The sequence below is a fragment of the Myxococcus sp. AM010 genome, from assembly GCF_013372585.1.
Taxonomy (GTDB): domain Bacteria; phylum Myxococcota; class Myxococcia; order Myxococcales; family Myxococcaceae; genus Myxococcus; species Myxococcus vastator.
On sequence record NZ_JABXEO010000059.1, the window covers coordinates 18,271 to 40,506 of the forward strand.

At 68.4% G+C, this 22,236-nt stretch carries 19 protein-coding genes and 1 pseudogene; 13 read left to right on the forward strand and 7 right to left on the reverse strand.

The window, feature by feature from the left end:
• Window positions 1-106 precede the first annotated feature (106 nt).
• Window positions 107-1,459, reverse strand: a complete 1,353-nt coding sequence (locus tag HV826_RS24390) for an RtcB family protein (protein WP_176419405.1) — start codon at window positions 1,457-1,459, stop codon at window positions 107-109.
• A 277-nt stretch (window positions 1,460-1,736) separates the two neighbouring features.
• Between HV826_RS24390 and HV826_RS24395 the strand changes: the two genes are divergently transcribed.
• Window positions 1,737-2,063 carry a hypothetical protein gene (locus HV826_RS24395; protein WP_176419406.1) on the forward strand — a complete coding sequence of 109 codons (327 nt, stop codon included), beginning with the start codon at window positions 1,737-1,739 and terminating at the stop codon, window positions 2,061-2,063.
• A gap of 1,238 nt (window positions 2,064-3,301) precedes the next feature.
• Here HV826_RS24395 and HV826_RS37420 read toward each other — a convergent pair.
• Window positions 3,302-3,412, reverse strand: a pseudogene (locus HV826_RS37420) (hypothetical protein); the annotation flags it as partial.
• 311 nt (window positions 3,413-3,723) lie between these two features.
• Between HV826_RS37420 and HV826_RS37425 the strand changes: the two are divergent.
• Window positions 3,724-3,966: a hypothetical protein gene (locus HV826_RS37425; protein ID WP_255217390.1), complete on the forward strand. Its 243-nt coding sequence runs from the start codon at window positions 3,724-3,726 to the stop codon at window positions 3,964-3,966.
• Between the two features lie 355 nt (window positions 3,967-4,321).
• Here HV826_RS37425 and HV826_RS24410 read toward each other — a convergent pair whose 3' ends face one another.
• From HV826_RS24410 to HV826_RS24420, 3 genes are all read right to left on the reverse strand, one after another.
• Complete coding sequence (locus HV826_RS24410; RefSeq protein WP_176419407.1) at window positions 4,322-4,786, reverse strand: PaaI family thioesterase; 465 nt, start codon at window positions 4,784-4,786, stop codon at window positions 4,322-4,324.
• On the reverse strand, window positions 4,783-5,235 hold the full coding sequence (locus HV826_RS24415) for a PaaI family thioesterase (RefSeq protein WP_163779430.1): 453 nt from the start codon (window positions 5,233-5,235) through the stop codon (window positions 4,783-4,785). Before HV826_RS24415 ends, HV826_RS24410 begins: the two co-directional genes overlap by 4 nt.
• Window positions 5,236-5,304: 69 nt before the next feature.
• Window positions 5,305-6,306 carry a hypothetical protein gene (locus tag HV826_RS24420; RefSeq protein ID WP_176419408.1) on the reverse strand — a complete coding sequence of 334 codons (1,002 nt, stop codon included), beginning with the start codon at window positions 6,304-6,306 and terminating at the stop codon, window positions 5,305-5,307.
• Window positions 6,307-6,469: 163 nt separating this feature from the next.
• On the opposite strand from HV826_RS24420, the gene HV826_RS24425 reads away from it, so the two are divergent.
• The 3 genes from HV826_RS24425 (at window position 6,470) to HV826_RS24435 (ending at window position 11,030) form a co-directional block, all read left to right on the forward strand.
• Window positions 6,470-9,877 (forward strand): amidohydrolase family protein, encoded by a 3,408-nt coding sequence (locus tag HV826_RS24425; protein WP_176419409.1) that lies wholly within the window; start codon window positions 6,470-6,472, stop codon window positions 9,875-9,877.
• Between the two features lie 48 nt (window positions 9,878-9,925).
• Complete coding sequence (locus tag HV826_RS24430) at window positions 9,926-10,390, forward strand: macro domain-containing protein (RefSeq protein WP_163779424.1); 465 nt, start codon at window positions 9,926-9,928, stop codon at window positions 10,388-10,390.
• A gap of 61 nt (window positions 10,391-10,451) precedes the next feature.
• Window positions 10,452-11,030, forward strand: coding sequence for a hypothetical protein (locus tag HV826_RS24435; RefSeq protein ID WP_176419410.1), 579 nt, complete (start codon window positions 10,452-10,454; stop codon window positions 11,028-11,030).
• Window positions 11,031-11,195: 165 nt separating this feature from the next.
• Here HV826_RS24435 and HV826_RS24440 read toward each other — a convergent pair whose 3' ends face one another.
• Window positions 11,196-12,074 carry an SDR family oxidoreductase gene (locus tag HV826_RS24440; protein ID WP_163779422.1) on the reverse strand — a complete coding sequence of 293 codons (879 nt, stop codon included), beginning with the start codon at window positions 12,072-12,074 and terminating at the stop codon, window positions 11,196-11,198.
• Window positions 12,075-12,120: 46 nt separating this feature from the next.
• Window positions 12,121-12,789, reverse strand: a complete 669-nt coding sequence (locus HV826_RS24445; RefSeq protein WP_176419411.1) for a TetR/AcrR family transcriptional regulator — start codon at window positions 12,787-12,789, stop codon at window positions 12,121-12,123.
• Window positions 12,790-12,854: 65 nt separating this feature from the next.
• Here HV826_RS24445 and HV826_RS24450 point away from each other — a divergent pair, with 65 nt between their 5' ends.
• From HV826_RS24450 to HV826_RS24485, 8 genes are all read left to right on the forward strand, one after another.
• Entirely contained in the window at window positions 12,855-14,564 is a 1,710-nt protein-coding gene (locus HV826_RS24450) for an acyclic terpene utilization AtuA family protein (protein ID WP_176419412.1), read from the forward strand.
• Window positions 14,565-14,568: 4 nt separating this feature from the next.
• Window positions 14,569-16,185 (forward strand): acyl-CoA carboxylase subunit beta, encoded by a 1,617-nt coding sequence (locus HV826_RS24455; RefSeq protein ID WP_176419413.1) that lies wholly within the window; start codon window positions 14,569-14,571, stop codon window positions 16,183-16,185.
• A 14-nt stretch (window positions 16,186-16,199) separates the two neighbouring features.
• Entirely contained in the window at window positions 16,200-18,194 is a 1,995-nt protein-coding gene (locus HV826_RS24460; protein ID WP_176419414.1) for an acetyl-CoA carboxylase biotin carboxylase subunit, read from the forward strand.
• A gap of 111 nt (window positions 18,195-18,305) precedes the next feature.
• Window positions 18,306-19,358 (forward strand): hypothetical protein, encoded by a 1,053-nt coding sequence (locus HV826_RS24465; RefSeq protein WP_176419415.1) that lies wholly within the window; start codon window positions 18,306-18,308, stop codon window positions 19,356-19,358.
• A 12-nt stretch (window positions 19,359-19,370) separates the two neighbouring features.
• Window positions 19,371-20,288, forward strand: coding sequence for a hypothetical protein (locus HV826_RS24470; RefSeq protein ID WP_176419416.1), 918 nt, complete (start codon window positions 19,371-19,373; stop codon window positions 20,286-20,288).
• Between the two features lie 9 nt (window positions 20,289-20,297).
• Window positions 20,298-20,885, forward strand: a complete 588-nt coding sequence (locus HV826_RS24475) for an imm11 family protein (RefSeq protein ID WP_176419417.1) — start codon at window positions 20,298-20,300, stop codon at window positions 20,883-20,885.
• Window positions 20,886-20,892: 7 nt separating this feature from the next.
• Window positions 20,893-21,474, forward strand: a complete 582-nt coding sequence (locus tag HV826_RS24480) for an imm11 family protein (protein ID WP_176419418.1) — start codon at window positions 20,893-20,895, stop codon at window positions 21,472-21,474.
• Between the two features lie 14 nt (window positions 21,475-21,488).
• Complete coding sequence (locus tag HV826_RS24485; protein WP_176419419.1) at window positions 21,489-22,226, forward strand: Imm49 family immunity protein; 738 nt, start codon at window positions 21,489-21,491, stop codon at window positions 22,224-22,226.
• The last annotated feature ends 10 nt before the right edge of the window (window positions 22,227-22,236 follow it).

Below are 22,236 nucleotides of genomic sequence, written 5' to 3' on the forward strand. Positions count from 1 at the left end.
CCTGGACGACCCCACGAGCCCTACGCGCCGACCCGGAAATGACCCGGGGCTGGCCGCGCCCGGGTGCCCGCCAGCAGACAGGCGGCCAGGCCCCGCCCGGGCCGCCTCAGTCCGCGCCCTTGATGCAGGCCACCGGCTTGAGGCGGTGCGCCACCCGGGCGAGCCCCGCCATCTCCACCGTCGCCAGGACGTCGTCCAGGTTCTTGTAGCAGGGGCCGGACTCGTCCAGCGGCGTCTGGCGGGTGTTGAGGAGGATGCCCGCCTCGGCCAGGCGCTTGTCGGTGGCGTCCTGCTTCAGCACGCGCCTCGCCTCGCCGCGCGACAGGCGGCGGCCGGAGCCGTGGTTCACCGAATAGATGGACTTCTGCGCGCCCGGCTCGGCGAAGAGGATGGCGCTGCCCGTCTCCATGGAGCCCGGGATGAGGATGGGGTGGCCCGTCTTCTCCCAGGGGGTGCCCTTCAGCGCGGGGTGCCCTCCGGGGAACGCGCGCGTGGCGCCCTTTCGGGCGACGAACTTCCCCGCCTCCTTCTGGATGAGGTTGTGGGAGATTTCGTAATACACGCTGGCCGTGCCGCCGAAGACGTCCTCCAGCGCGGCGCACACCGCCTCACCGATGATGAGCCGGTTGGCCACCGCGAAGTTGGCCGCCATGTTGTGGAGGTTCCAGTAGTCGCGGCCCAGCGGGCTCTCCGCGTCCAGCCAGACATGGTCCTCGCTGCGGCGCTTGAGGCCCAACTGCGCGGCGCCCTCCACGAAGAAGTGCTTGGCGATGTTCCACCCGAAGCCGCGGCTGCCGGTGTGCAGCATCACCCACACGCGGCCGTCCTGGTCCACCTGCATCTCGGTGAAGTGGTTGCCGCCGCCCAGGCTGCCCAACTGCTCACGCTTGCCGAAGGCGCGCTCGGGGATGTCCACCCGGTCGTCCTCGACGGGGATGTAGTCGCGCTCGGTGACGGACGAGCCCCGGCCCAGGGCCTTGGCGCCGTGGCGCACCACGTCCGCGAAGGTGCGGTCCGTCACCCTGCGCTGCTTCTGCACGCGGCTGGCGCCCACGCCCACGGCGATGCGCCGGGTCACCTCGTCAATCCAGCGGCGGCGCTTCGTGGCGTCGGCGACGTCCTCGGCGGTGAGCGTCGTCTGCAACTGCACCATGCCGCAGCCAATGTCGTAGCCGGCGGCGGTGGGCAGGAGGATGCCGTCCGTCTCCACCACCGTGCCAATGGGCACGCCGTAGCCCAGGTGACAGTCTGGCGTGACGGCCACGCGGGTGACCCCGGGGAAGGATGCCGCATTCACCACCTGGTCAAAGACGGAGTCCTCCAGTCCAGGTTGCTCGGGGCCCTCCCCCCACAGCAACTTGTCGGACAGGAACAGGTCCGCATCGACCTTCATGCTCTTGGTCTTCGCCAGGACGTAATGGCCCTCTGAGACCTTCTCCAGCCGCTGCTTCCAACTCATGACTCGAATCCCCCAGCTGGGATGAACACGCGGCAGCGACGGGAGCGTCCAGGGAAGCTGACGCCAGGAGCCGAAACCCGAAAACAGGAGCAGAGGATGCTGGGGGCACAGGCGGGAAGGCGAGCGAATTCGGAGCCGCACGCGGCCGCGGCCGGGGCGTGCCCGGCCGGGCGAAAGTCAGCCCGCGAGCGGACGGCGAGGTTCCTATCGCCTTGGGACTTGTCACGTCCGGATTCCATTCCCATCCATTCCGCAGCATCCAGGTAGGGGGTGGGCGATGGGTTTCCTTGGTGGGATTTTCCTGGCGGTGGCGTTGCAGGCGGGACCCGTGGAGAAGGAGCAGAAGCCGGTGGCGGTAGCAGCCCCGGTGTTCAATCCCTCCGCGTGCGCGAAGAAGCGGGTGGACCCTTGTGGGTGTCACCATGTGTATGGCATCCGGCACTGCCACCCGAACCGGAAGGGTGACCACTGCGAGGCGCCGGTGAAGGCGGAGGTCGAGGCCCCACGCAAGCGCCAGGACGCCTCGAAGAAGGCCGACACGCAGGCCCGGACGCGCGAGCCGGAGAAGAAGCAGCTCGACCCGAGCAAGTCCGTGTCCATGTAGGACTCAGGCGCGCGGGCGATTCGCGGAGGAACGCGGAGACCTCGCGCGCCAGCAATTCCGGCGCGGTGACGTGGGCCAGCGTCCGCGCCAGCGCACGGCCGGGCCAGGAGCACCTCCGGGCTGTTCGCTCCCAACAGGACGAGTGTGGACGTGTGCACCTGGCGTAGGCCTCCAGGTCCAGGGAGAGCCCTTTCAGGGCGCGCAGCTCCCGGGCGAAGCGGGGTGTCATCTCCACCTGCCGCGACCACTGAGGCGTCTGCCGGAAGGCCGCCAGCGCATGTTCGGGTGTGAGGAGCACCTTCCGGTTGAACGCCACGGGCGCCGCGTCCGGTTCTTCGTGTGCGTGGGTGGCGGTGGCGCCCGAACACGAGCGCAGCAGCTACCGCATCGTCGTCACCGATTGATGCAGGGTATCGGCGGTCATGGTGCCACCATGTGCCATGAACGGCGTCCGCGTTCCTCCGCGCGGGGACGAGGGGCGTGGGCACCGCTGAACCAGCGCTTCGCTCCGACGGAACCGGCCTGGGACAAGGCGCATACGAGGGCGGTGCTTCACCTGCCGCCGCGCTCTTGGTGAACACGGGGGCAGCGCCGGATAAGGGCTCGGGCAGCACTTGCTCACGTGGGCTCATCGTGGCTGGGGACGGTTCAGCCGATGCGATGGGCGCCACCTCTACGCTTGCCTGAGCTGACGTGTCCGCCGTGGGCATTGGATGCGCGTGTTCGCGTCCCGGAGGCGGATTGCCACCACTTCGAGGCTTGGAGGGCTCATCTGAAGAGAGCGCTCTCCAGAGGGCCTCCGCGGCAGTGTCGACGTCTTCTTCGCTCACGACCTCGCCCCGTCCCGCCCGGCGCACGAGCTCCGACAGCACGCCCCACACCATGCACTCATGGAGCCAGGTGCGGCCTTCGGGAAACACCTTCTCGCGCTCGCCATGTTCGAGGACCTCCAGCACCTGCGCGCGCGTCCGTCCGTCATGCTCACCGGGTGTGTCCGTGTCCGGATGGTTGTGAAGGAAGGTGAAGCCCACGAGGTGGGGCTGCAACAGCGCCCAGGTCGCGAACTCGCGCCAGAAGGCGATGAAGACGTCGCGAAACCCCTGTCTCAGCGGATCACCGTCCGCCATCTGGTAGGCGACGAAACCCGTGTAGGACAGCTCGCGCTCGGTGAGGGTCCGTATCGCTCGCGCGATGCCCTGCTTGCTGCCGTAGTAACGGTACAGCGAGCCCACCGAGAGCCGTGTCGCACGCGCGAGTTCCGCGGCCCGGACGTTGTCGAAACCCCGCTGTGCCAGCAGCTCCGCCGCGTCACGCAGCCTGAAAGCGCGCATCTCCGCCAACGTGTACATCCGCCCATCCCCCTGCCTTCGCGGCCGTCGCTTGGAAGGAACGTTCCTTCCACGATGACCTGTCTACAGGGAGGGGCTGACACGAGGTGGGAGGTCGGGTCGGCGAGCCAGCGGCGCTGCCTCCGAGGGCGGGGACACCCGGGTGGCGCCATCGCCCCCGCCGGGTGGGCTGTTCGGCGCGGACCGGGCTGTGATGATTCGAGGCGCGCCATGAACGCGTTGCACCGTCCTCCGATGTCCGCATGTCTGGATGAGAAACCTGCGCGCGGCCTTCGCCAGTGGCTCGGCTCCCGTGGGGGAAGGTGGCGGTGGTGGAAGCGCACCTCGACGGTTGCGCGGACTGCCGGGTGTTGGTGGCGTCCGGCTCCTCCCTGCCGGGTGCAGTCGCCGTTGAGCGTGGGGCGGAGGCGCTTACGCGGTGGGACCCGGGCGCGGCGACGTTGCCGGGCGCGCGGGAGGAGCCGGTCCTGCCGCCAGGGACGCGCCTGGGAGCCTATCTGCTGCAGGGCGTGCTGGGCGTGGGCGGGATGGGCGGTGCTGTACGCGGCGGATGACTTGAGGATGGGGCGGCGGGTGGTGCTCAAGCTGTCGAGGCCGCTGCTCGTGGTCGCGGAGGACCAGGGGATGGAGCGGCTTGCCTGGTGGTATTGGGCGCGGGCCTGGGCGTGCTCCTGTGGACACCGTCTTTTCTGTTCCAGTCTGACGCTGTCACGCCGCGAGCCGAGAGGCCCGGTCGCATCGCCGATTGCCGTGCGCGTCGGCGAGGTGCGCGAGCTGGTCGTTCCTGGACGCCAGCGCATCGCGGTGGGCGAACCGGCCCCCGTCGAAATCACCGTGCCGCGTCACGACGTGGCGCGTCTCAGGGGCTTTGATGGCATCCCACCGTCAGCGGCTCTACACCCGGTGGGCTTACGGCTCCGACAGCAGGAACAACGCATGCGCGCTGGCGATGGGCCGCGTGCGGTCGTCCTGCCACGCGTCCACCCGGACGTTGGCCACGCGTCGGCCCTGGCGGGTGATGAACGCCTTGGCGAAGGTGTCCTGAGGTTTGCCCGAACGCAGGAAGTCCACCGTGAGCGAGATGACCTTCGGCACGCGCTCGGTGTTCGTCTGCAGCAGCAGCTCGAAGACAGCGGCGGATTCCAGCAGCGCGCCGAGCGTGCCGCCGTGCAGGGCGGGAAGCAGGCTGTTGCCGATGTTCCTCGGGTTGAAGGCCATGCGGCAGAGCATTTCGCCGGCGAGGTTCTCCACGCCGATGCCCATGAAGCGCGTGTAGGGGATGGCGTCGGTGAGGCGCTTGTATTCGCGCGTCTTGCGCACCTGGCGCACCAACTCGGCGAGTGGAGGCGTCGTGGACTCGGACATGGCCGTCATTCCTCCGTCCGCATGAAGGTGCCCTGGGCGGAAGCCACGGGGTGGCCCGGGTCGCCCTGGTGGACGAGCGCGCGGACGAAGGCCACCTGGCGGGTGAGCCGGTAGCAATCGGCCACGCAGGTGAGGACAATGCCGGGCCGCGCGGGGCGCAGGTAGTCGATGCGCAGGTCCAGCGTGACGAGCGGAGCGAAGCGGCCCAGCTTGAGGAACACGGCGGTGCCGCACGTGGCGTCGATGAGCGTCGTTACCGCGCCGCCGGCGATGACGCCCGTCTCCGGGTTGCCGACGAGGTTTTCCGCGTAGGGCAGCTCGACGGTGGCCTCGGCGGCGCCGACGTCCACCAGCCGCAGCCCCAGCGCGTGGTTGTGGGGCACGACGTCGGTGTAGAAGACCGCGCAGCGCTCCATCCGCCCGGCCTTGTCCTCGGGAAGCGTGAAGTCGTCCGACATGAGGGGCGCGATACCAGATTCAGGGCCGCGTGGCGCACTGCGTTTTGACGTGGCGTCCGAAACGCCGCGCTAGGCGGCCACGGTCGACGCGCTGGAGAGCTGCTTCCACGCGCCGGCGAGCGACGTGCCGATATCCCGCATCACGCCGTCGTCCGACCAGTAGAAGGGGTGGACCAGGGGCGTCCACGAGAAGAGCGGGCCCGCCACGCGCACGGCGCGGTCCTCCACCGAGGCGTGATAGGCGGCGCTGAGGGGTTGGAGTGGCCAGGCGAAGACGTCGTCCTCGTCGTGGAAGTTGAGCCACCGTCCACCAACCCCCGGATGGTGGCGTGCCAGCTCCGGCGCGGGGACCTGCAGGGGTTGGTCGAGCTCCGCGTGGGGATAGCGCAGGCTCCACAGGGCCATGGGGCTGCCCAGCGTGTAGAAGTGGCTGAGCGTCTCGCCGCGCTCCAGGGGCGAGCTGCCCTGGGCCGCGCGCACCGTCTCCTCGATGATGTCCCGCCCGGCCAGCCGCTGGGCCTGCAAGTCATAGAAGTAGTTGCTGGCGATGACGCTGCCCAGGCTGTGCGCGATGACGCAGAGCGGAGCGGTGTCACCGGCCTGCTGACGCAGGCGGCCCAGGGCCTCGGCGACCTTTCGGTGGATGCCCGTGTAGACGTCCGGGTCGGCGGGGTTCGTCTGATAGGCGATGATGTCGCCCACGAAGTGCACCAGCATCCACCGCAGGCCGGGGTAGCGCAGGTCCATGCCGCGCAGGGACGGCCGCATCAGGCGGAGCATCATCGGCACGAGCGCGGACTCGTGACCCTGGTTCACCGTGCGCACGCTGTCATAGAGGGATTTCCAATACGTGTCCGCGTCGGCCGGGGCGTAGCGGGCGAGCAGGTCCCTCTCCGCACCCTCCAGCACGGAGGCCCAGTTCACCGTCTCGACGGCGAGTGTGTCCGGCCCGGCCCCCGCGTGCTGCGTGAAGTGCTGGCGCAGCAGGCGCACGGCGGTGTCGTAGAGACCCGGGTCATCCACTTCAATGCCGTGGATGATGAGCACGGCGAGCTTCTGACGCGTCTGCATGGAGACTCCCCCCTCGGAATCAGTGCTGCTCGACGGGCGTGAGCTTACACGGCCCGGAAGAGGCTCGCCTGTTCGCCTGTTCTCGGCCGGCATCCAACAGCCCCCCGGGGCCGGATAGTCTCCGCCACCCGACACACGGCTTCTCCCTCAATGAGGACTTCTGGTGAAACGACTGACCTCCTCCCTCCTCGCCGTCCTGCTGATGCCCGCCGTGCCCATGGCCGCGCAGCAGGCTCCGGCGAAGCCTCCCGTGGTCCGGCAGGACCCGCCACGGCCGGCACCCGACACGAAGGACGCCGCGCGCGACGCGGCCCGCGCCGCCGAGGTAGACGCCCCGCGTCCGCCGTCCGGTGAAGCCGCGCAGCAGGCGGAGAAGGAAGGGGGGGACGCCTGGAAGGTGGACGCGCCGGGCTTCCCCGCCCGTCAGGTGAACATCGACGTCACCGAGGGCACGTGGATGAACGTGGACGTCAGCCCGCGCGGAGACGAAATCGTCTTCGACCTGTTGGGGGACCTCTACGTGCTGCCCATGGGCGGCGGTGAAGCGAAGGCGCTGACGTCCGGCGTCGCGTGGGACATGCAGCCGCGCTTCAGCCCGGACGGCAAGCGCATCGTCTTCACCAGTGACCGGGGCGGCGGCGACAACCTCTGGGTGGTGGACCGGGACGGCTCGAATGCGCGGGCGGTGACGGAGGAGAAGTTCCGCCTGCTCAACAGCCCCGCGTGGAGCCCGGACGGGCAGTTCATCGTGGCGCGCAAGCACTTCACCGCGCGTCGCTCGCTGGGCGCGGGCGAGGTGTGGATGTACCACCGCGCCGGCGGCGAGGGCGTGCAGCTCACCGAGCGCACCAACGACCAGAAGGACCTGGGCGAGCCCGCCTTCTCACCCGACGGGCGCCACGTCTACTTCAGCCAGGACGTCTCGCCGGGGAAGACCTTCGAATACAACAAGGACCCCAACGGCCAGATTTACGCCATCCAGCGATTGGATTTGGAGACGAAGGAAATCGAGCCCTTCATCACGGGCCCGGGCGGCGCCATCCGCCCCACGCCGTCGCGTGACGGCAAGCAGCTGGCCTTCGTCCGCCGGGTGCGCGCCAAGAGCGTGCTCTACGTCACCGACGTGGCGTCCGGCGCGGAGCGCCCGCTGTACGACGGGCTCGACCGGGACATGCAGGAGACGTGGGCCATTCACGGCGTGTATCCGGGCATGGCGTGGACGCCGGACAACAAGGCGATTGTCTTCTGGGCGGGCGGCAAGCTGCACCGCATCGACGTGGCCACGAAGAAGGTGACGCCCATTGCCTTCCGCGTGCGGGGGACGCGCACGATTTTCGAGGCCGTGCGCAGCCCGCAGGCGGTGGCCCCCGAGCGCTTCTCCACGAAGATGCTGCGCTGGGTGCAGGTGTCTCCCAAGGGGGACCGCGTGGTGTACCAGTCGCTGGGCAAGCTGTACGTGAAGCAGCTGCCGGCGGGCACGCCCCGGCGCCTGACGAAGCAGGACGACCACCTGGAGTTCTATCCGTCGTTCTCCCGGGACGGGCGCTCCATCGTCTACACGACGTGGGACGACGAGAAGCTGGGCACCCTCCGCGTGGTGCCCGCCACGGGAGGCGAGGGCAAGGTGCTGACGAAGCAGCCGGGCTACTACGTGGAGCCCGCGTTCAGCCCGGACGGCAAGACGCTGGTGTACCGCGCGTCCGGGGACGGCTACCTGATGCCCGGGTTGTGGAGCCGGAACACGGGCCTGTTCGCCATGCCCGCGAGCGGTGGCACGCCGAAGCGCCTGGCGCGTGACGGGGAGCAGCCGCACTTCGGCGCGCGCTCGGACCGCGTCTACTTCCTGCACGTGGAGCGCAAGGAGAAGGAGGACGTGCGCTCGCTGAAGAGCATCGGGCTGAACGGGAGCGAGGAGCGCACGCACCTGACGAGCGCCGAGGCCACCGAGCTGCGCGTCTCCCCGGACGAGCGGTGGGTGGCGTTCCGGGAGAACTTCAACGCCTTCATCGTCCCCTTCGCGCTGGGCGCGAAGTCGGCCACGGTGGGGCCTGGCGCGAAGGCGCTGCCGCTGGCGAAGGTGAGCCGGGACGCGGGTGAGTACCTGCACTGGTCCGGTGACAGCCAGCGCCTGCACTGGGCGCTGGGGCCCGAGCTCTTCACCCGCGCGCTGAAGGAGAGCTTCGCCTTCATTGACGGTGCGCCGGAGAAGCTGCCGGAGGCGCCGGAGAAGGGCGTGGATATCTCCTTCCCGGTGAAGGCTGACGTGCCGGAGGGCACGCTGGCCCTGGTGGGGGGCCGCGTCATCACCATGAAAGGGGACGAGGTCATCGAGCAGGGCGTGGTGGTGGTGCGAAACAACCGCATCGTCGCCGTGGGCCCGGTGGGCAAGGTGCAGGTGCCGTCCGGGGCGAAGGTGGTGGACGTGAAGGGCAAGACGTTGATGCCCGGCCTCATCGACGTGCACTGGCACGGGGCCATGGGCATGGATGGGCTGATGCCCGAGCAGAGCTGGGTGCACGCGTCCTCCCTGGCCTTCGGCGTGACGACGCTGCACGACCCGTCGAACTCCTCGGAAGAGGTCTTCGCGGCCAGTGAGCTGGCGCGGGCGGGCGGCGTGGTGGCGCCGCGCATCTTCTCCACGGGCACCATCCTCTACGGCGCGTCCGGCGCGGGCTACCGCGCGCCCATTGAGACGGTGGACGACGCGCGCTCGCACCTGCGGCGGATGAAGGCCATGGGGGCCTTCAGCGTGAAGAGCTACAACCAGCCGCGAAGAGATCAGCGGCAGAAGGTGCTCCAGGCGGCGCGCGAGCTGGACATGCTGGTGGTGCCGGAGGGCGGCTCGCTGCTCCAGCACAACCTGACGATGGTGGTGGACGGGCACACCGGCGTGGAGCACGCGATTCCGGTGGCGCGCATCTACGCGGACGTGAAGCAGCTGTGGGGCAAGAGCGGCACCGGCTACACGCCGACGCTGGGCGTGGCCTACGGCGGCGTCTGGGGTGAGAACTACTGGTACCAGAAGACGAACGTGTGGGAGGACGAGCGCCTGTTGTCCTTCGTCCCGCGCCGGGTGGTGGACTCGCGCAGCCGCCGGCCCTCCATGCACGTGCCGGACGACGAGTTCAACCACTTCGCCGCCGCTACCGTGGCGCGCGAGCTGAGTGACGCGGGCGTGAGCGTGCAGTTGGGCGCGCACGGCCAGCGTGAAGGCCTGGCGGCGCACTGGGAGGTCTGGATGTTCGGCCATGGCGGCATGAAGCCGCTGCAGGCGCTGCGCTCGGCGACGCTGAGCGGGGCGCGCTACCTGGGCCTGGATGGGGAGATTGGTTCGCTGGAAGCGGGCAAGCTGGCGGACCTCATCGTGCTGGATGGAAATCCCTTGCAGGACCTGAAGCACAGTCGCTCTGTGCGGTACACCATGGTGAACGGGCGCCTGTACGACGCGGCCACGCTCAACGAGGTCGGGACGCGCCAGCGCCCGCGCGCGAAGTTCTTCTTCGAGAAGGACGGGAACGAAGGCTGGAGCCCCAAGGCCACGGAGCACACGCACACGCACGAGTGTGACTGAGCACCCAGGCACACCCATTCGAGACGGGCTGGCGCTAGAGTCCGCGCCATGCCCGTCTCCGTTGTCGAAGGCGACTTGCTGGACCAGCCGGTGGAGGCCATCGTCAATGCCTGGAACCGGAACATCATCCCCTGGTGGCTGCTGCTGCCGCAGGGGGTGTCTGGCGCCATCAAGCGCCGGGCGGGGCTCGCGCCCTTCCGTGAGGTGGCGAAGGCAGGGCCCATGCCATTGGGCACGGCAGTGGTGACCTCTTCCGGGCGGTTGCCATTCAAAGCCATCATCCACGTCGCGGGCATCAACATGCTCTGGCGGGCCTCGGAGCGCTCCATCCAGGACTCGGTCCGCAATGCCCTGGCGAAGGCAGGCGAGCAGGGTTTGCGCTCCGTGGCCTTCCCTGTCATTGGCGCGGGCTCCGGCAGTTTTGATGAAGCGCGCGCGCTTGAGTTGATGCGCCAGGTCCTGGACGTGGAATCCGGCGCCCTCGACGTGCGCATCGTGCGCTTCCGGCCATAGGTCCCGTCAGGTGAATGCAGGGACCAGGATTGACCTGTTCCAACGCCTTAGGATTGAAGTGATGCTTCGATTTTTCAAGAAGAAGAAGCCGGGTCTCATCGTGCTCTCGTTGAATGCGCGGCTACAACCCATGCACCGGGCCGAGTTGGAGGATGCCTTCGACGAGGTTGCCGAAACGCTGGGATTGGGCGCACGCGTCACCGGCGGAGGAACGCTGATGGCGCCGGATGGAGAGGTCGAGCGTTGCGACATCGAAATCGAGCTTGATGACTACTCGCGCGAGCTGGCGGAGAAGGTTGCTGACGTGGTGCAGGAGATGCTGGCGCCGAAGGGCTCCGAGGTCATCCTGCCCGACGATGAAGGCTCGTTTCCGTTCGGCTCACACGAAGGGCTGGGACTTTACCTGAACGGCTCGGACTTGCCCGCGGAGGTCTATGCCTCGTGCGATAGCAATCACGTCCACGACGAATGCGAGCGCTTGCTGGGCGAAGAGGGCATGATTCATAGCTATTGGCAGGGGCCCACGGAAACGGCGCTCTACATGTATGGCCGCAGTTACGAAGAGATGCTGGCCAGGATCAGTGGATTCATCGCCGAGTATCCTCTGTGCCAGAAGTGCCGCGTCGTTCGGCTTGCCTGAGGAGCACGCTGTTCCCATCATGTAGCGCTGCTCCATTTTGAGAAGTCGCACAGAAGTGCAGCGGCCGGAGGCACTCAACCTCCGGCTGCTGCTACCCGGACGGCCTCTGAGATGGCAGCCTCCGCTTCCGCGCGGTGCGGTGCGAGCGGAGGCGGGGCGTTGTTCCTACTCCTTCGACTCACCGCCGAGGATGCGCGGCGCCGCCGCGCGGTGGAAGCCCTCGTAGGGCTTGGAGGCGGTGGTCTCCTCCAGCGGGAAAATCTTCGTGTTGCACGAAGCGCCCCCGTCAATCTTGATGACCTCGCCGGTGATGAAGGCCGCGGCGTCGGTGAGCAGGAAGACGATGGCGGCGCTCACCTCGGACTCGGTGGCGAGTCGCTGGAGCGGCACCTCCTTCTTGAGGAGGGGAATCATCGCCCGCACGCCTTCGTCCTTGTAGCTGTCCATGCCGCTGGAGGCGACCCAGCCGGGCGCCACGGCATTCACGCGCACGCCGGACGCGGCCCACTCCACCGCGGCCGTCTGCGTCAGGTTGAGCATGCCCATGCGCGCGGCGCCGGAGTGCCCCATGCCCGGCATGCCGCCCCACGAATCCGCGAGCATGTTGACGATGGCGCCTCCATGGTTGCTCATGGACTGGAGGTAGACTTCCCGCGCCATCAGGAAACCGCCGGTGAGGTTGGTGGACACCACCGCGTCAAAGCCCTTCTTGGAGATGGCCGACAGCGGCGAGGGGAACTGCCCGCCCGCGTTGTTGACCAGGCCGTGGATGGGGCCGTGCGCGGCGATGATGCGCGCCACGGTGGCCTTCACGCCCTCCTCGTCGCGGATGTCGAGCACCTCGAAGGACACCTTGCCGCCGTCCTCCTGGATTTCCCGCGCGACGGCCTCCAGCTTGTCGGGCTTGCGGCCCACCAGGACGACGTTGGCGCCCAGCGCGGCCAGCTCGTGCGCGGTGCAGCGGCCAATGCCACTGCCGCCGCCGGTGACGACGAGGGTGCGGTTGCTGAAACAGCCCGGTGCGAAGAGAGAGCGGTAGCCCATGGTCAGCTCCTGATGTGGAGGTCTTTCGTGAAACCTGCAGCGGTTTTCAGCCCCCGCGGATGCGCCGGACGCTCAGGGCCTCGTCCAGGGTGAGCGCCCAGCGGTGGAGGACCTTCTTCCTGCGCGCGCTGTCGTCCCTCAGCAGATTGGCCAGCGCGAGCCCCCGGATGAGGTCGAGCGTGCCCTGAATCAGCTCGCGCACCTCCGCGACGCTGTCATCCACGCCGAGCAGCCGCACTGTCAGCCGGTGGAACTCCCGCCCCACGCGGGCCTCCAGCGGAGCCAGCTGCGCGCGCAGCTCCGAGTCCGCCACGGCGGCCACCCACAGCTGCACCGCCGCCGTGAAGACAGGGCTGAGGTAGATGCCGGCCAGCATGTGGAGGATGGCCTCCGTGCGGCGCGCGTCGGCCGGAAGCTGGGCCGCCTTGCGCAGCACGGCCTCCACCTGCTGGTGCCCCACGTATTCCACGGCGGCGGCCACCAGGTCGGCGCGGGTGGGGAAGTGGTGCTGACAGGCGCCCCGGGACACGCCCGCGCGCTCGGCAATCACCGTCATGGTCGCGCCCGCCCACCCCAGCTCGGAGAGCGCGCCAATGGCCGCCTCCATCAGACGCTGGCGTGTGACGCGGCTGCGCTCCTGCTCCTGCCTGCCGGGCGTGCCAGATGCCTCACTCACCCGGCCAGGATGCGAGCTAAGGATTAAAAAAGCAAGCACGCTTGCTTTTTTAGAGTCGCCTGCCCAGACTCACGCGTCTTTGGTTGCTGCCGAGTGGAGAGCTCATGTCCGCGTCCCCCCTGCGTGTCGGCAATGCCTCGGGTTTCTATGGAGACCGCTTCTCCGCGGTCCGGGAGATGCTCGAAGGCGGCCAGCTCGACGTCCTGACTGGCGACTATCTGGCCGAGCTGACGATGCTGATTCTGGGCAGGGACCGGATGAAGGACCCGTCCACCGGCTATGCCAAGACGTTCCTGAAGCAGATGGAGCAATGCCTGGCGTTGGTGGTGGAGAAGAAGGTCAAGGTCGTCACCAACGCGGGTGGGCTGAACCCCGCGGGGCTGGCCGCCGCGCTGCGCGAGGTCGCCGCGAAGCTGGGCGTGAAGGTGCATGTGGCGCACGTGGAGGGAGATGACCTCTCCGCGCGGGCGGACGCGCTGGGCCTGGGCTCGCCGCTCACCGCGAACGCGTACCTGGGCGGGTGGGGCATCGCCGCGTGCCTGCGCGCCGGGGCGGACATCGTCGTCACCGGGCGGGTGACGGACGCGTCGTTGGTGGTGGGCCCGGCGGCGGCGCACTTCGGCTGGAAGGTGGATGACTGGGACCGGCTGGCGGGGGCCATGGTCGCCGGCCACGTCCTGGAGTGCGGCACGCAGGCCACGGGCGGCAACTTCTCCTTCTTCACGGAGCTGGACGCGCGGCGCCCCGGCTTCCCGCTGGCGGAGCTGTACGAGGACGGCAGCAGCGTCATCACCAAGCACGCGGGCACGGGCGGCGCGGTGACGGTGGACACGGTGCTGGCGCAGCTCGTCTATGAAATCACCGGGGCGCGGTACGCGGGCCCCGACGCCACGGCGCGCTTCGACACCATCGCCCTGGCGTCGCATGGCAAGGACCGCGTCCGCATCTCCGGCGTACGCGGCGAGCCGCCACCGCCCACGGTGAAGGTGTGCCTCAACAACCTGGGAGGCTACCGGAACGAGGCGACGTTCATCCTGGTGGGGTTGGACATCGAGGAGAAGGCGCGGCTGGCGCGCGAGCAGCTGGAGGCGGCGCTGACGCGCAAGCCGAAGGAGCTCCAGTGGATGCTCACGCGGACGGACCGCGAGGACGCGGCCACCGAGGAGCAGGCCGCCGCCTTCCTGCGCGTGGTGGTGAAGGACGCGGACGCGAAGGTGGTGGGCCGGGCCTTCAGCGGCGCGGCGGTGGAGCTGGCGCTGGGCAGCTATCCGGGCTTCACGATGACGGCGCCTCCGTCCGACGGCGCGCCGTATGGCGTCTACACGCCGGCCTATGTCGAAGCGGGACGCGTGGAGCATGTCGCCGTCCTCGAGGATGGCACGCGCACCGCCGCCCCTCCTCCCGGCGAGACGCGCGCGCTTGAGCCCGTGGAGCCACCTCCGCTGCCACCGCCAGCGCCGGGCGGACCCACGCGCCGGGCTCCGCTGGGGCGCATCGTCGCCGCGCGCAGCGGTGACAAGGGCGGCACGGCGAACATCGGCGTCTGGGCGCGCACGGATGCGGCGTGGCGGTGGCTGGTGCACGCGCTCACCGTGGAGAAGCTGCGCGACCTGCTCCCGGAGACCGCGCCGCTGCCTCTTGAGCGGCACGTCTTCCCCAACCTGCGGGGGCTGAACTTCGTCGTGGAGGGCCTGCTGGGGGAGGGGGTCTCCTCGTCCACCCGCTTCGACCCGCAGGGCAAGGCGCTGGGGGAGTGGCTGCGCTCGCGGCACATGGACATCCCCGAGGCGCTGCTGCGCGAAGGACAGGAGTAGACCGATGCCACGAATCACCTCGCGAATCGACCCGGGCTCCGAGTCCTTCAAGGCGAACCGCGCGGACATGCTGGCCCGCGTCTCGGAGCTGCGCGCCATCGAGGCGAAGGTCCGGAACACGGAGAACCAGGCGAAGGAGAAGTTCCACAAGCGCGGGCAGCTCCTGCCTCGGGAGCGGCTGATGCTGCTGCTGGACAGGGGCTCGCCCTTCCTGGAGTTGTCCACGCTGTGTGGCTATGGCTACCACGACGACAGTGATGGCTCGCTGGCGGGCGGCAACAGCATCATCGGCATCGGCTACGTGTCCAGGGTGCGGTGCATCGTCTTCGTGAACAACTCCGCCATCAAGGGTGGCACCGCGTCGCCGTGGGGCGTGCAGAAGGCGCTGCGCGCGCAGGCCCTGGCGCTGGAGAACAAGCTGCCCCTGGTGTCGCTGGTGGAGAGCGGCGGCGCCAACCTGATGTACCAGCAGGAGATTTTCATCCCCGGTGGGGAGACCTTCTACAACCAGGCGCGGCTGTCGGCGGCGGGCATCCCCCAGGTGACGGTGGTGCATGGCTCCAGCACGGCGGGCGGCGCGTACCTGCCGGGCCTGTCCGACTACGTGGTGATGGTGAAGAAGAAGGCGAAGGTGTTCCTCGCGGGGCCGCCGCTGCTCAAGGCGGCCACGGGGGAGGTCGCCACGGACGAGGCGCTGGGCGGGGCCCAGATGCACGCGACGGTGGCGGGCACCGCGGACTACCTGGCGGAGGACGACGCGGACGCCATCCGCGTGGCGCGGGAAATCGTGGCGAAGCTCGGGTGGAACGCGCAGCTCCCGCCCGCCGGGCGCCCCACCTATGCGGAGCCCGTGTACTCGCCCGACGAGCTCTGCGGCGCCGTGCCCGTGGACTACCGCAAGCCCTACGACTGCCGCGAGGTCATCGCGCGCATCGTGGATGGCTCGGAGTTCACTGGCTTCAAGGACGCGTACGACGCGCACACCGTCTGCGGCTGGGCGAACCTGTACGGCCACCCGCTGGGCATCATCGGCAACAACGGGCCCATTTCGCCCCAGGGCGCGACGAAGGCCGCGCAGTTCATCCAGCTGTGCTGCCAGAAGGACACGCCCATCCTCTACCTGCAGAACACCACGGGCTACCTGGTGGGCACGCAGCCGGAGCAGGGGGGCATCGTGAAGCACGGCGCGAAGATGATTCAGGCGGTGGCCAACGCGACGGTGCCGCAGCTCACGGTGCTGATTGGCGGTGCGTTCGGCGCGGGGAACTACGGCATGTGCGGCCGGCCGTTCCATCCGCGCTTCATCTTCGGGTGGCCCAACTCACGCACCGCCGTCATGGGCGGCGAGCAGGCGGCGAAGGTGATGTCCATCGTCTTCGGGGAGAAGCTGGCCCGGCAGGGACAGGTGGTGGACGAGGCGCAAATCAAGGCGTTCTGCCAGCCCATCATCGACCAGTTCGACAAGGAGTCACACCCGTTCAACTGCAGCGCGCGGCTGTTCGACGACGGGCTCATCGACCCGCGGGACACGCGGCGGGTGCTCGGGTTCGCGCTGTCGGTGTGCCGTGAGGCGAAGCGGCGGCAGGTCCATCCCAACACGTTCGGCGTCGCGCGGCTGTGAGAGGAGCGGACACGATGGAGCGTTTCAAGAAGGTCCTCATCGCGAACCGTGGCGAGATTGCCGTCCGGGTGATTCGGACGTGCCAGCGGTTGGGCTACCGCACCGTGGCGGTGTTCTCCGAGGCGGACCGCGCCGCGCCGCACGTGCTGGCGGCGGACGAGGCGGTGGCCATTGGCCTGTCTCCGGCGAAGGAGTCCTACCTGGTCATCGGGAAGATTCTGGAGGCGGCGAAGGCGTCCGGCGCGGAGGCCATCCACCCGGGCTACGGCTTCTTGTCGGAGAACGCGGACTTCGCGCGCGCCTGTCACGACGCGGGCCGGGTGTTCATCGGCCCGGAGGCCGAGGCCATCACCCTGATGGGCAACAAGCGTCAGGCGAAGCTGCGCATGATTGCGGCGGGCGTGCCCTGCATCCCTGGCTACGAGGCCGCTGAGTTGGATGACGAGGCGCTGGCGGTGGAGGGCGAGCGCATCGGCTTCCCGCTGATGGTCAAGGCGGCGGCGGGCGGCGGCGGGCGCGGCATGCGGCGGGTGGATGAGGCGTCGCAGCTGCGGGCGGCCCTGCGCGCGGCGCGCTCGGAGGCGACGAACGCCTTCGGGAGCGGCGAGCTCATCCTGGAGAAGGCCGTCATTGACGCGCGGCACGTGGAGGTCCAGGTCTTCGCGGACACGCACGGCAACGTGGTGCACCTGGGCGAGCGGGACTGCTCGGTGCAGCGCCGGCACCAGAAAATCGTGGAGGAGAGCCCGTCACCGGCGGTGAGTCCCGCGCTGCGCGCGCGCATGGGCGAGGTGGCGGTGGCGGCGGCCCGGGCCATTGGCTACCGGGGGGCGGGGACCATCGAGTTCCTGCTCGCGCCGAGTGGTGACTTCTACTTCATGGAGATGAACACGCGGCTCCAGGTGGAGCACCCGGTGACGGAGCTGATTACCGGGCTGGACCTGGTGGAGTGGCAGCTCCGCGTGGCGGCGGGGGAGCCGCTGCCTCGGACGCAGGAGCAGCTTGCCGCGTCGGGGCACGCCATCGAGGTCCGCCTCTGCGCGGAGGACCCGGCGAAGGGATATGCGCCCCAGGCCGGGCGGCTGCTGGCGTGGGCGCCGCCGGTGCGCGAGGGCGTGCGCATCGACCACGGCGTGCGGGCGGGGCAGGAGGTTCCGCCCTTCTATGACTCCATGCAGGCGAAGGTGATTGCGCACGGCCCGGACCGGGAGACAGCGCGCCGGCGGCTGGTGGAGGCGCTGCGCGAGCTGACGGTGTTCGGCGTCACCACCAACAAGAACCTGCTGCTGTACGTGCTGGAGCACGCGGCGTTCTGTTCCGGGGAGTACGACACGGCGTTCATCGCGAAGCACGCGCCGGCGTCGGAGGTGAAGGCGCTGTACCAGGCGGACGCGAAGGCGCGGGCGCTGGCGGCGGCGCTGCTCTTCCATGACGAGGCCTTGACGCTGGCGGACACCGCGGGGCTGGATGCGTCCTTGCTGAACTGGAACACGGCGCACCGTCACCCCGTGCGGATGAAGCTCGCGAGCCGTGGCGCGGAGGAGCACGTCACCGTCCAGCCCGTGTCCGCGGAGGGGTACGAGGTGGCCGTGGGGGACGCGTCGTTCGACGTGTCCGTGTTGGGGCTGTCCGCGGGCGTGCTCGACTTCGCCTGCGCCGGGACGCGGGGCCGCGCGCGCTACCTGCGGGACGGGGACACGCTGTGGTTGGATTCGGGCGCGGGCGCGCACGCCATGACGGACGTGACGTTCCGGCCGCCGTCGAAGTCCGACGGCGTGGGGAGTGGGCGGCTGGCGGCGCCCATGGACGGGCGCATCCTGCGCGTGGACACGCAGGTGGGCGCGGCGGTGAAGCCCGGGGACGTGCTGGTGGTGCTGGAGGCCATGAAGATGGAGTTCCAGGTGGTGGCGGACGTCACGGGCACCGTCGCGGAGCTCAACGTGTCCGTGGGCAGCCAGGTGAAGGCGAAGCAGCTCCTGGTCGCGTTGGCGGCGGAGAAGGCTTCCTGAGTGAAGAGATGTCTCCCCCTGAACGAAAGGGGGGCGACACCAGGGGCGCTGTGCATGGGAGCGCTGACCGCGCGTCTTGGGTCATGTCCGAGGCGCGGATAGAATCCGGGCATGTCACTGGCCATCACCGGACTGGGGATGGTGTCCTCCCTGGGCCACGATGTGGTCTCCGGGTGCGCGGCGATTCGCTGCGGAATGGCGCGCCCCGTTCCGCTGGGGCTGCAGGTGGTCTCTTCCGGAGATGAGCCCGGCGTCGAGTCCGTGGTGGGGTTTCCCATCCAGGGGCTCACGGATGGCTTCGTGGGGCTGGGCCTCCATGTGCTGCTGGTGGAGGAGGCCCTCAAGGACCTGCTCCTCTACTCGGAGCTCACGGGAGCGGATTCCCGCTTCTGGTGGGACACCGCGTTCTTCCTGGGCCTCTCGGGTGCTCGCACGCCCGAGCAGGACCTGCTGGTGGAGCAGCTTCAAGAGCGGCTCCTTCCCGCGGTCAGCCGTCGCAGCGGTCTGGGCTTCTCGCCAAGGCTTCAGAAGGTCCTGGTGCGCGGGCACGTCTCCGTCCTCGCGGCCATGGCTGAAGCGGGCGAAGCCATCACCTCCGGCCAGGTCCAGCGAGCGCTCATTGTCGGCGTGGACAGTCTCACGAGCGACCTGGAGGCGCTCGAGATGCTGGCCATGAAGGGGCGGCTGAAGACGCCGGAGCGCGCCGTGGGCTTCATGCCGGGAGAGGCCGCCGTGGCGTTGCTCGTCGAGGACCCTGCCCAGGCGCGGAGGCGCGGCGCCAGGGTGGAGGCGCGCGTCGAGGCGCTGCGTGTCGGACGGGGAGACGGCGCCGCGCCTTCGATGAGGCTGGTGGAGGTGCTGGAGGGGACGTTGGCCCGGGCGACGCGCATCGGGGACGTGTACGGGGACCTCAACGGCGAGGAGTCACGGGCGATGGAGTGGGGCACGCTCCTCGCGCGGCTCCCCGCGGACTCCGTGTTGGCCGAGGCCCGGAGTCACTGGCCGGCGGTGTCGCTGGGGGACACCGGGGCGGCCAGTGGGGGCGTGTCCATGGCCGTGGCCACGCGGTCGTTCGAGAGGAAGTACGCGCGCGGTGATGAGATTCTCGTGTGGTCGAGGTCTGATGATGGCGCGGTGGCCTCGGGGCTCCTCGTCCGCCCATAGGAGTGAGCACGCATGGCATCCAGCGACACGCATCTGGCGTGGGACCCGAAGACGCTCAACCACACGGACAAGCCCGCTGGATTCGGGTGCCTCTGGCGGCACACGATAACGGACAACGGCGGGTGGAGCTCCCACCCGTGCAACCACATGTCCAATTGCTACAAGGTGTCCTTGAACGAGCGCGGCGCGCTCTACAACAAGGACCACCAGGCGATTGCCCGGCGGATGAAGCTCGTCCAGGAGGACTTCGGCCTGAGCGGCAAGGCGAAGAAGCGCATCTGGAAGCGCTTCCCCGTCAGTGACAGCTCGAAGCGGAAGCTGACCCTGTCGGACTTCTTCGACAGGGCGCGGCAGTCGCTCTACTGGCTGCGCCGGGGGCCGGAGGGCTGGCACATCGGGGTGAAGCACCTGGCCCCCGTGCCCAACCAGACGCTGAAGAAGGGGAACCGGCCTCAGTTCCAGCCGCGTCAGAACCCGACGCAGGGTGGGTATGGGGCTTTCTATCCCTACGAGCACAACTACCACCACCTCATCCCGGTCGGCGCCGTCGAGGAGTGGGTCATCGGCAAGGGTGAGTCGGGGAGTCCGGCGCGCTCCGACCTGGTGGTGAAGCTCATCCTCATCTCGCGCTGGAACATCCACAACGAGAAGAACATGGTCCTGCTGCCGCAGCAGGAGTTCGAGGCGCTCATCGTGGGACTGCCGGCCCACTGTCCGTGGGGTGTGCCCGCGCATGCGGCGTATCAGGCGTCGCTCAAGGACCAACTGCGGGACCTACGGGATGTCATCGACCGTGCCGTGATTGAGAAGCAGCACCCCAAGGAACTCAAGTCAGCTATTCTTGATGAGCTGAACGCTCTTTCGGAAGCGTTGCTTGAGCAAGTCAAAGTGATGAGGGCGGGCGTTCAACTCAGTGCTGTCGATGTATAGAGGCTTTGTATGAAATACTCCTATTTTACGTTCAAACATCCATACGACGCGCGTGCCGTCGAGATCGCCGACCTTCCAGATAAAGTCGAGCGTTACTTCTATCTTCGAGATGGTGTTCCCTCTGCGGCCTATGTGCCCCCATCGACCGAACTCAGCTTGAGTGAGGGCGCTGGTGATATGTTGACGGACTTTATCGATAATCCAGACCGCGTGCTCTATGTTTCACGGCGGGTGCAGGAGGTGTTTTCGAGTCGAGGACTTGTTGGTGGTGCGGTCGAGTTGTTGCCATTTGTGTTGCTGGATAAGCGTGGTCGTCGAGTTCAAGAATCGTATGCCATTGCAAATCCTCTGATGCGCGTGGGATGTGTTGATCTTGAGCGCTCTAAGTGTCGTTACCGCAGCGGCGCAGCGAATCAGATTGTGGAGATTAAATTGCTGCATGTCCGCGAGGATGCGATTCCAGAGCAGGCGCAACTCTTCCGGTTGGCAGAGTTGCCCAAGCTGATGGTCGTTCGGTCCGATTTGCTGGCGGCGATTCAGGAGGCAGGGCTTACTGGGTTGGCAGTTCATCCTGTCGGGATGGATATCCAGGTTTGAGCTGCCCATGTCATATTCCTATTGTACGCTGAGCCCCTTGTTGGACCCGCGCGCGGTTCAGATTGTCGAACTGCCCGACAAGGTCGAGCGCTATTTCTATCTCACGAAGGGCCGCCCTGTGGCGCCCCACCTGCCGCCGACCACCGAGTTCAGCCTCTATGAGCGCGCAGGCGACATGCTCACAGACTTCATCGGCAACCCGGACTGCGTCCTCTACGTTTCAGAGCGAGCGCAGCAGGTGCTGGCGGCTCGCGGCCTCGTCGGTGCGGCGGTGGAACTCTTGCCATTTGTGTTGCTCGACAAGCGCGGGCGCAAAATGAGGGAGCCCTACTTCATCGCGAACCCACTGCGCAGTGTCTCTTGCGTGGACCGCGAGCGTTCGAAGTACCGGTTGGATGGTCCAGATGAAATTGGCGACATCCGGATGCTGCATGTCCGTGATGACAGCATCCCCGGCGATGCGCAGTTGTTCCGGGTGGCGGAGTTCCCAGAGATGATGGTCCTGCGCTCCGACCTGCTGGAGGCCTTCCAGCAGGCAGGGCTCACCGGGCTCGCGGTTCACCCCACAGGTACGGAGATTCCGGGCTGAATCCCGGGCGCCCCATGGACTCGGTCCTCGACAACATCCTCTTCCTGGTGGGCCAGCGGATGCCCCGGCTCCAGTCGTCGGCGGCGAAGCCGGACGCGAAGCTGACGTTGGAGACCGCCGCGCTCTGGCGGCAGTATGGCTGCGGCCTCCTGCTCTCCGAATTGGATGAAGCAGGCTTCCGAGACGGCCTGGAGCAGGCGGCGACGCTCTACCTGAGCCTGCTCAAGCGCCGCGGCGCCTGCTCCGAGTTCGACCAGTACTACCTGGCCCGCAGCAAGGGCGACCCGCTCTTCGACGCCCTGGCCGCGGGCAACTGGGACCTGGCCCGGTCCATCGCCACGGCGATGACGCCGACCTGGATGCAGCGGATGGAGTCCGAGGAGGACTTCCACTACTTCGGCACCCTCATCGCCCTGGTGCTGGAGCAGCCCCACGTAGACGCGGAGCTCACCGCGTTCGAGCGGACCCTTCAAGGTGGAAGCTCCCACCGCTTCGACGTGGTGAAGGCCCTGTCCACGGCGGACGCCGACGCCTTCGACGCGGGCCTCCACGGCATGATTGAGGAGCAGGCCGCCTGGGTCGAGCGCCAGCAGCGCTCCGGCCTCTTCGACCCCTACCGCCACAAGACGGAGGCCTTCGTCTTCATCGAAGGCGTGGCGCTGGTCCAACTGGCCCGCCGCCTGGGTGTGCCAACCCAGGAGCGCTACCGCCTCATCCCCGCCGCGGCCCTGGAAGGCCCGTCCCATCCATGAGGCGCCCCGC

Bases quoted from the DNA above. Each gene is read 5' to 3' on its own strand.
- HV826_RS24390 (WP_176419405.1), bottom strand. From the start codon at position 1,459: ATGAGTTGGAAGCAGCGGCTGGAGAAGGTCTCAGAGGGCCATTACGTC.
- HV826_RS24395 (WP_176419406.1), top strand. From the start codon at position 1,737: ATGGGTTTCCTTGGTGGGATTTTCCTGGCGGTGGCGTTGCAGGCGGGA.
- HV826_RS24410 (WP_176419407.1), bottom strand. From the start codon at position 4,786: ATGACGGCCATGTCCGAGTCCACGACGCCTCCACTCGCCGAGTTGGTG.
- HV826_RS24415 (WP_163779430.1), bottom strand. From the start codon at position 5,235: ATGTCGGACGACTTCACGCTTCCCGAGGACAAGGCCGGGCGGATGGAG.
- HV826_RS24420 (WP_176419408.1), bottom strand. From the start codon at position 6,306: ATGCAGACGCGTCAGAAGCTCGCCGTGCTCATCATCCACGGCATTGAA.
- HV826_RS24430 (WP_163779424.1), top strand. From the start codon at position 9,926: ATGCCCGTCTCCGTTGTCGAAGGCGACTTGCTGGACCAGCCGGTGGAG.
- HV826_RS24435 (WP_176419410.1), top strand. From the start codon at position 10,452: ATGCTTCGATTTTTCAAGAAGAAGAAGCCGGGTCTCATCGTGCTCTCG.
- HV826_RS24440 (WP_163779422.1), bottom strand. From the start codon at position 12,074: ATGGGCTACCGCTCTCTCTTCGCACCGGGCTGTTTCAGCAACCGCACC.
- HV826_RS24450 (WP_176419412.1), top strand. From the start codon at position 12,855: ATGTCCGCGTCCCCCCTGCGTGTCGGCAATGCCTCGGGTTTCTATGGA.
- HV826_RS24455 (WP_176419413.1), top strand. From the start codon at position 14,569: ATGCCACGAATCACCTCGCGAATCGACCCGGGCTCCGAGTCCTTCAAG.
- HV826_RS24460 (WP_176419414.1), top strand. From the start codon at position 16,200: ATGGAGCGTTTCAAGAAGGTCCTCATCGCGAACCGTGGCGAGATTGCC.
- HV826_RS24465 (WP_176419415.1), top strand. From the start codon at position 18,306: ATGTCACTGGCCATCACCGGACTGGGGATGGTGTCCTCCCTGGGCCAC.
- HV826_RS24470 (WP_176419416.1), top strand. From the start codon at position 19,371: ATGGCATCCAGCGACACGCATCTGGCGTGGGACCCGAAGACGCTCAAC.
- HV826_RS24475 (WP_176419417.1), top strand. From the start codon at position 20,298: ATGAAATACTCCTATTTTACGTTCAAACATCCATACGACGCGCGTGCC.
- HV826_RS24480 (WP_176419418.1), top strand. From the start codon at position 20,893: ATGTCATATTCCTATTGTACGCTGAGCCCCTTGTTGGACCCGCGCGCG.
- HV826_RS24485 (WP_176419419.1), top strand. From the start codon at position 21,489: ATGGACTCGGTCCTCGACAACATCCTCTTCCTGGTGGGCCAGCGGATG.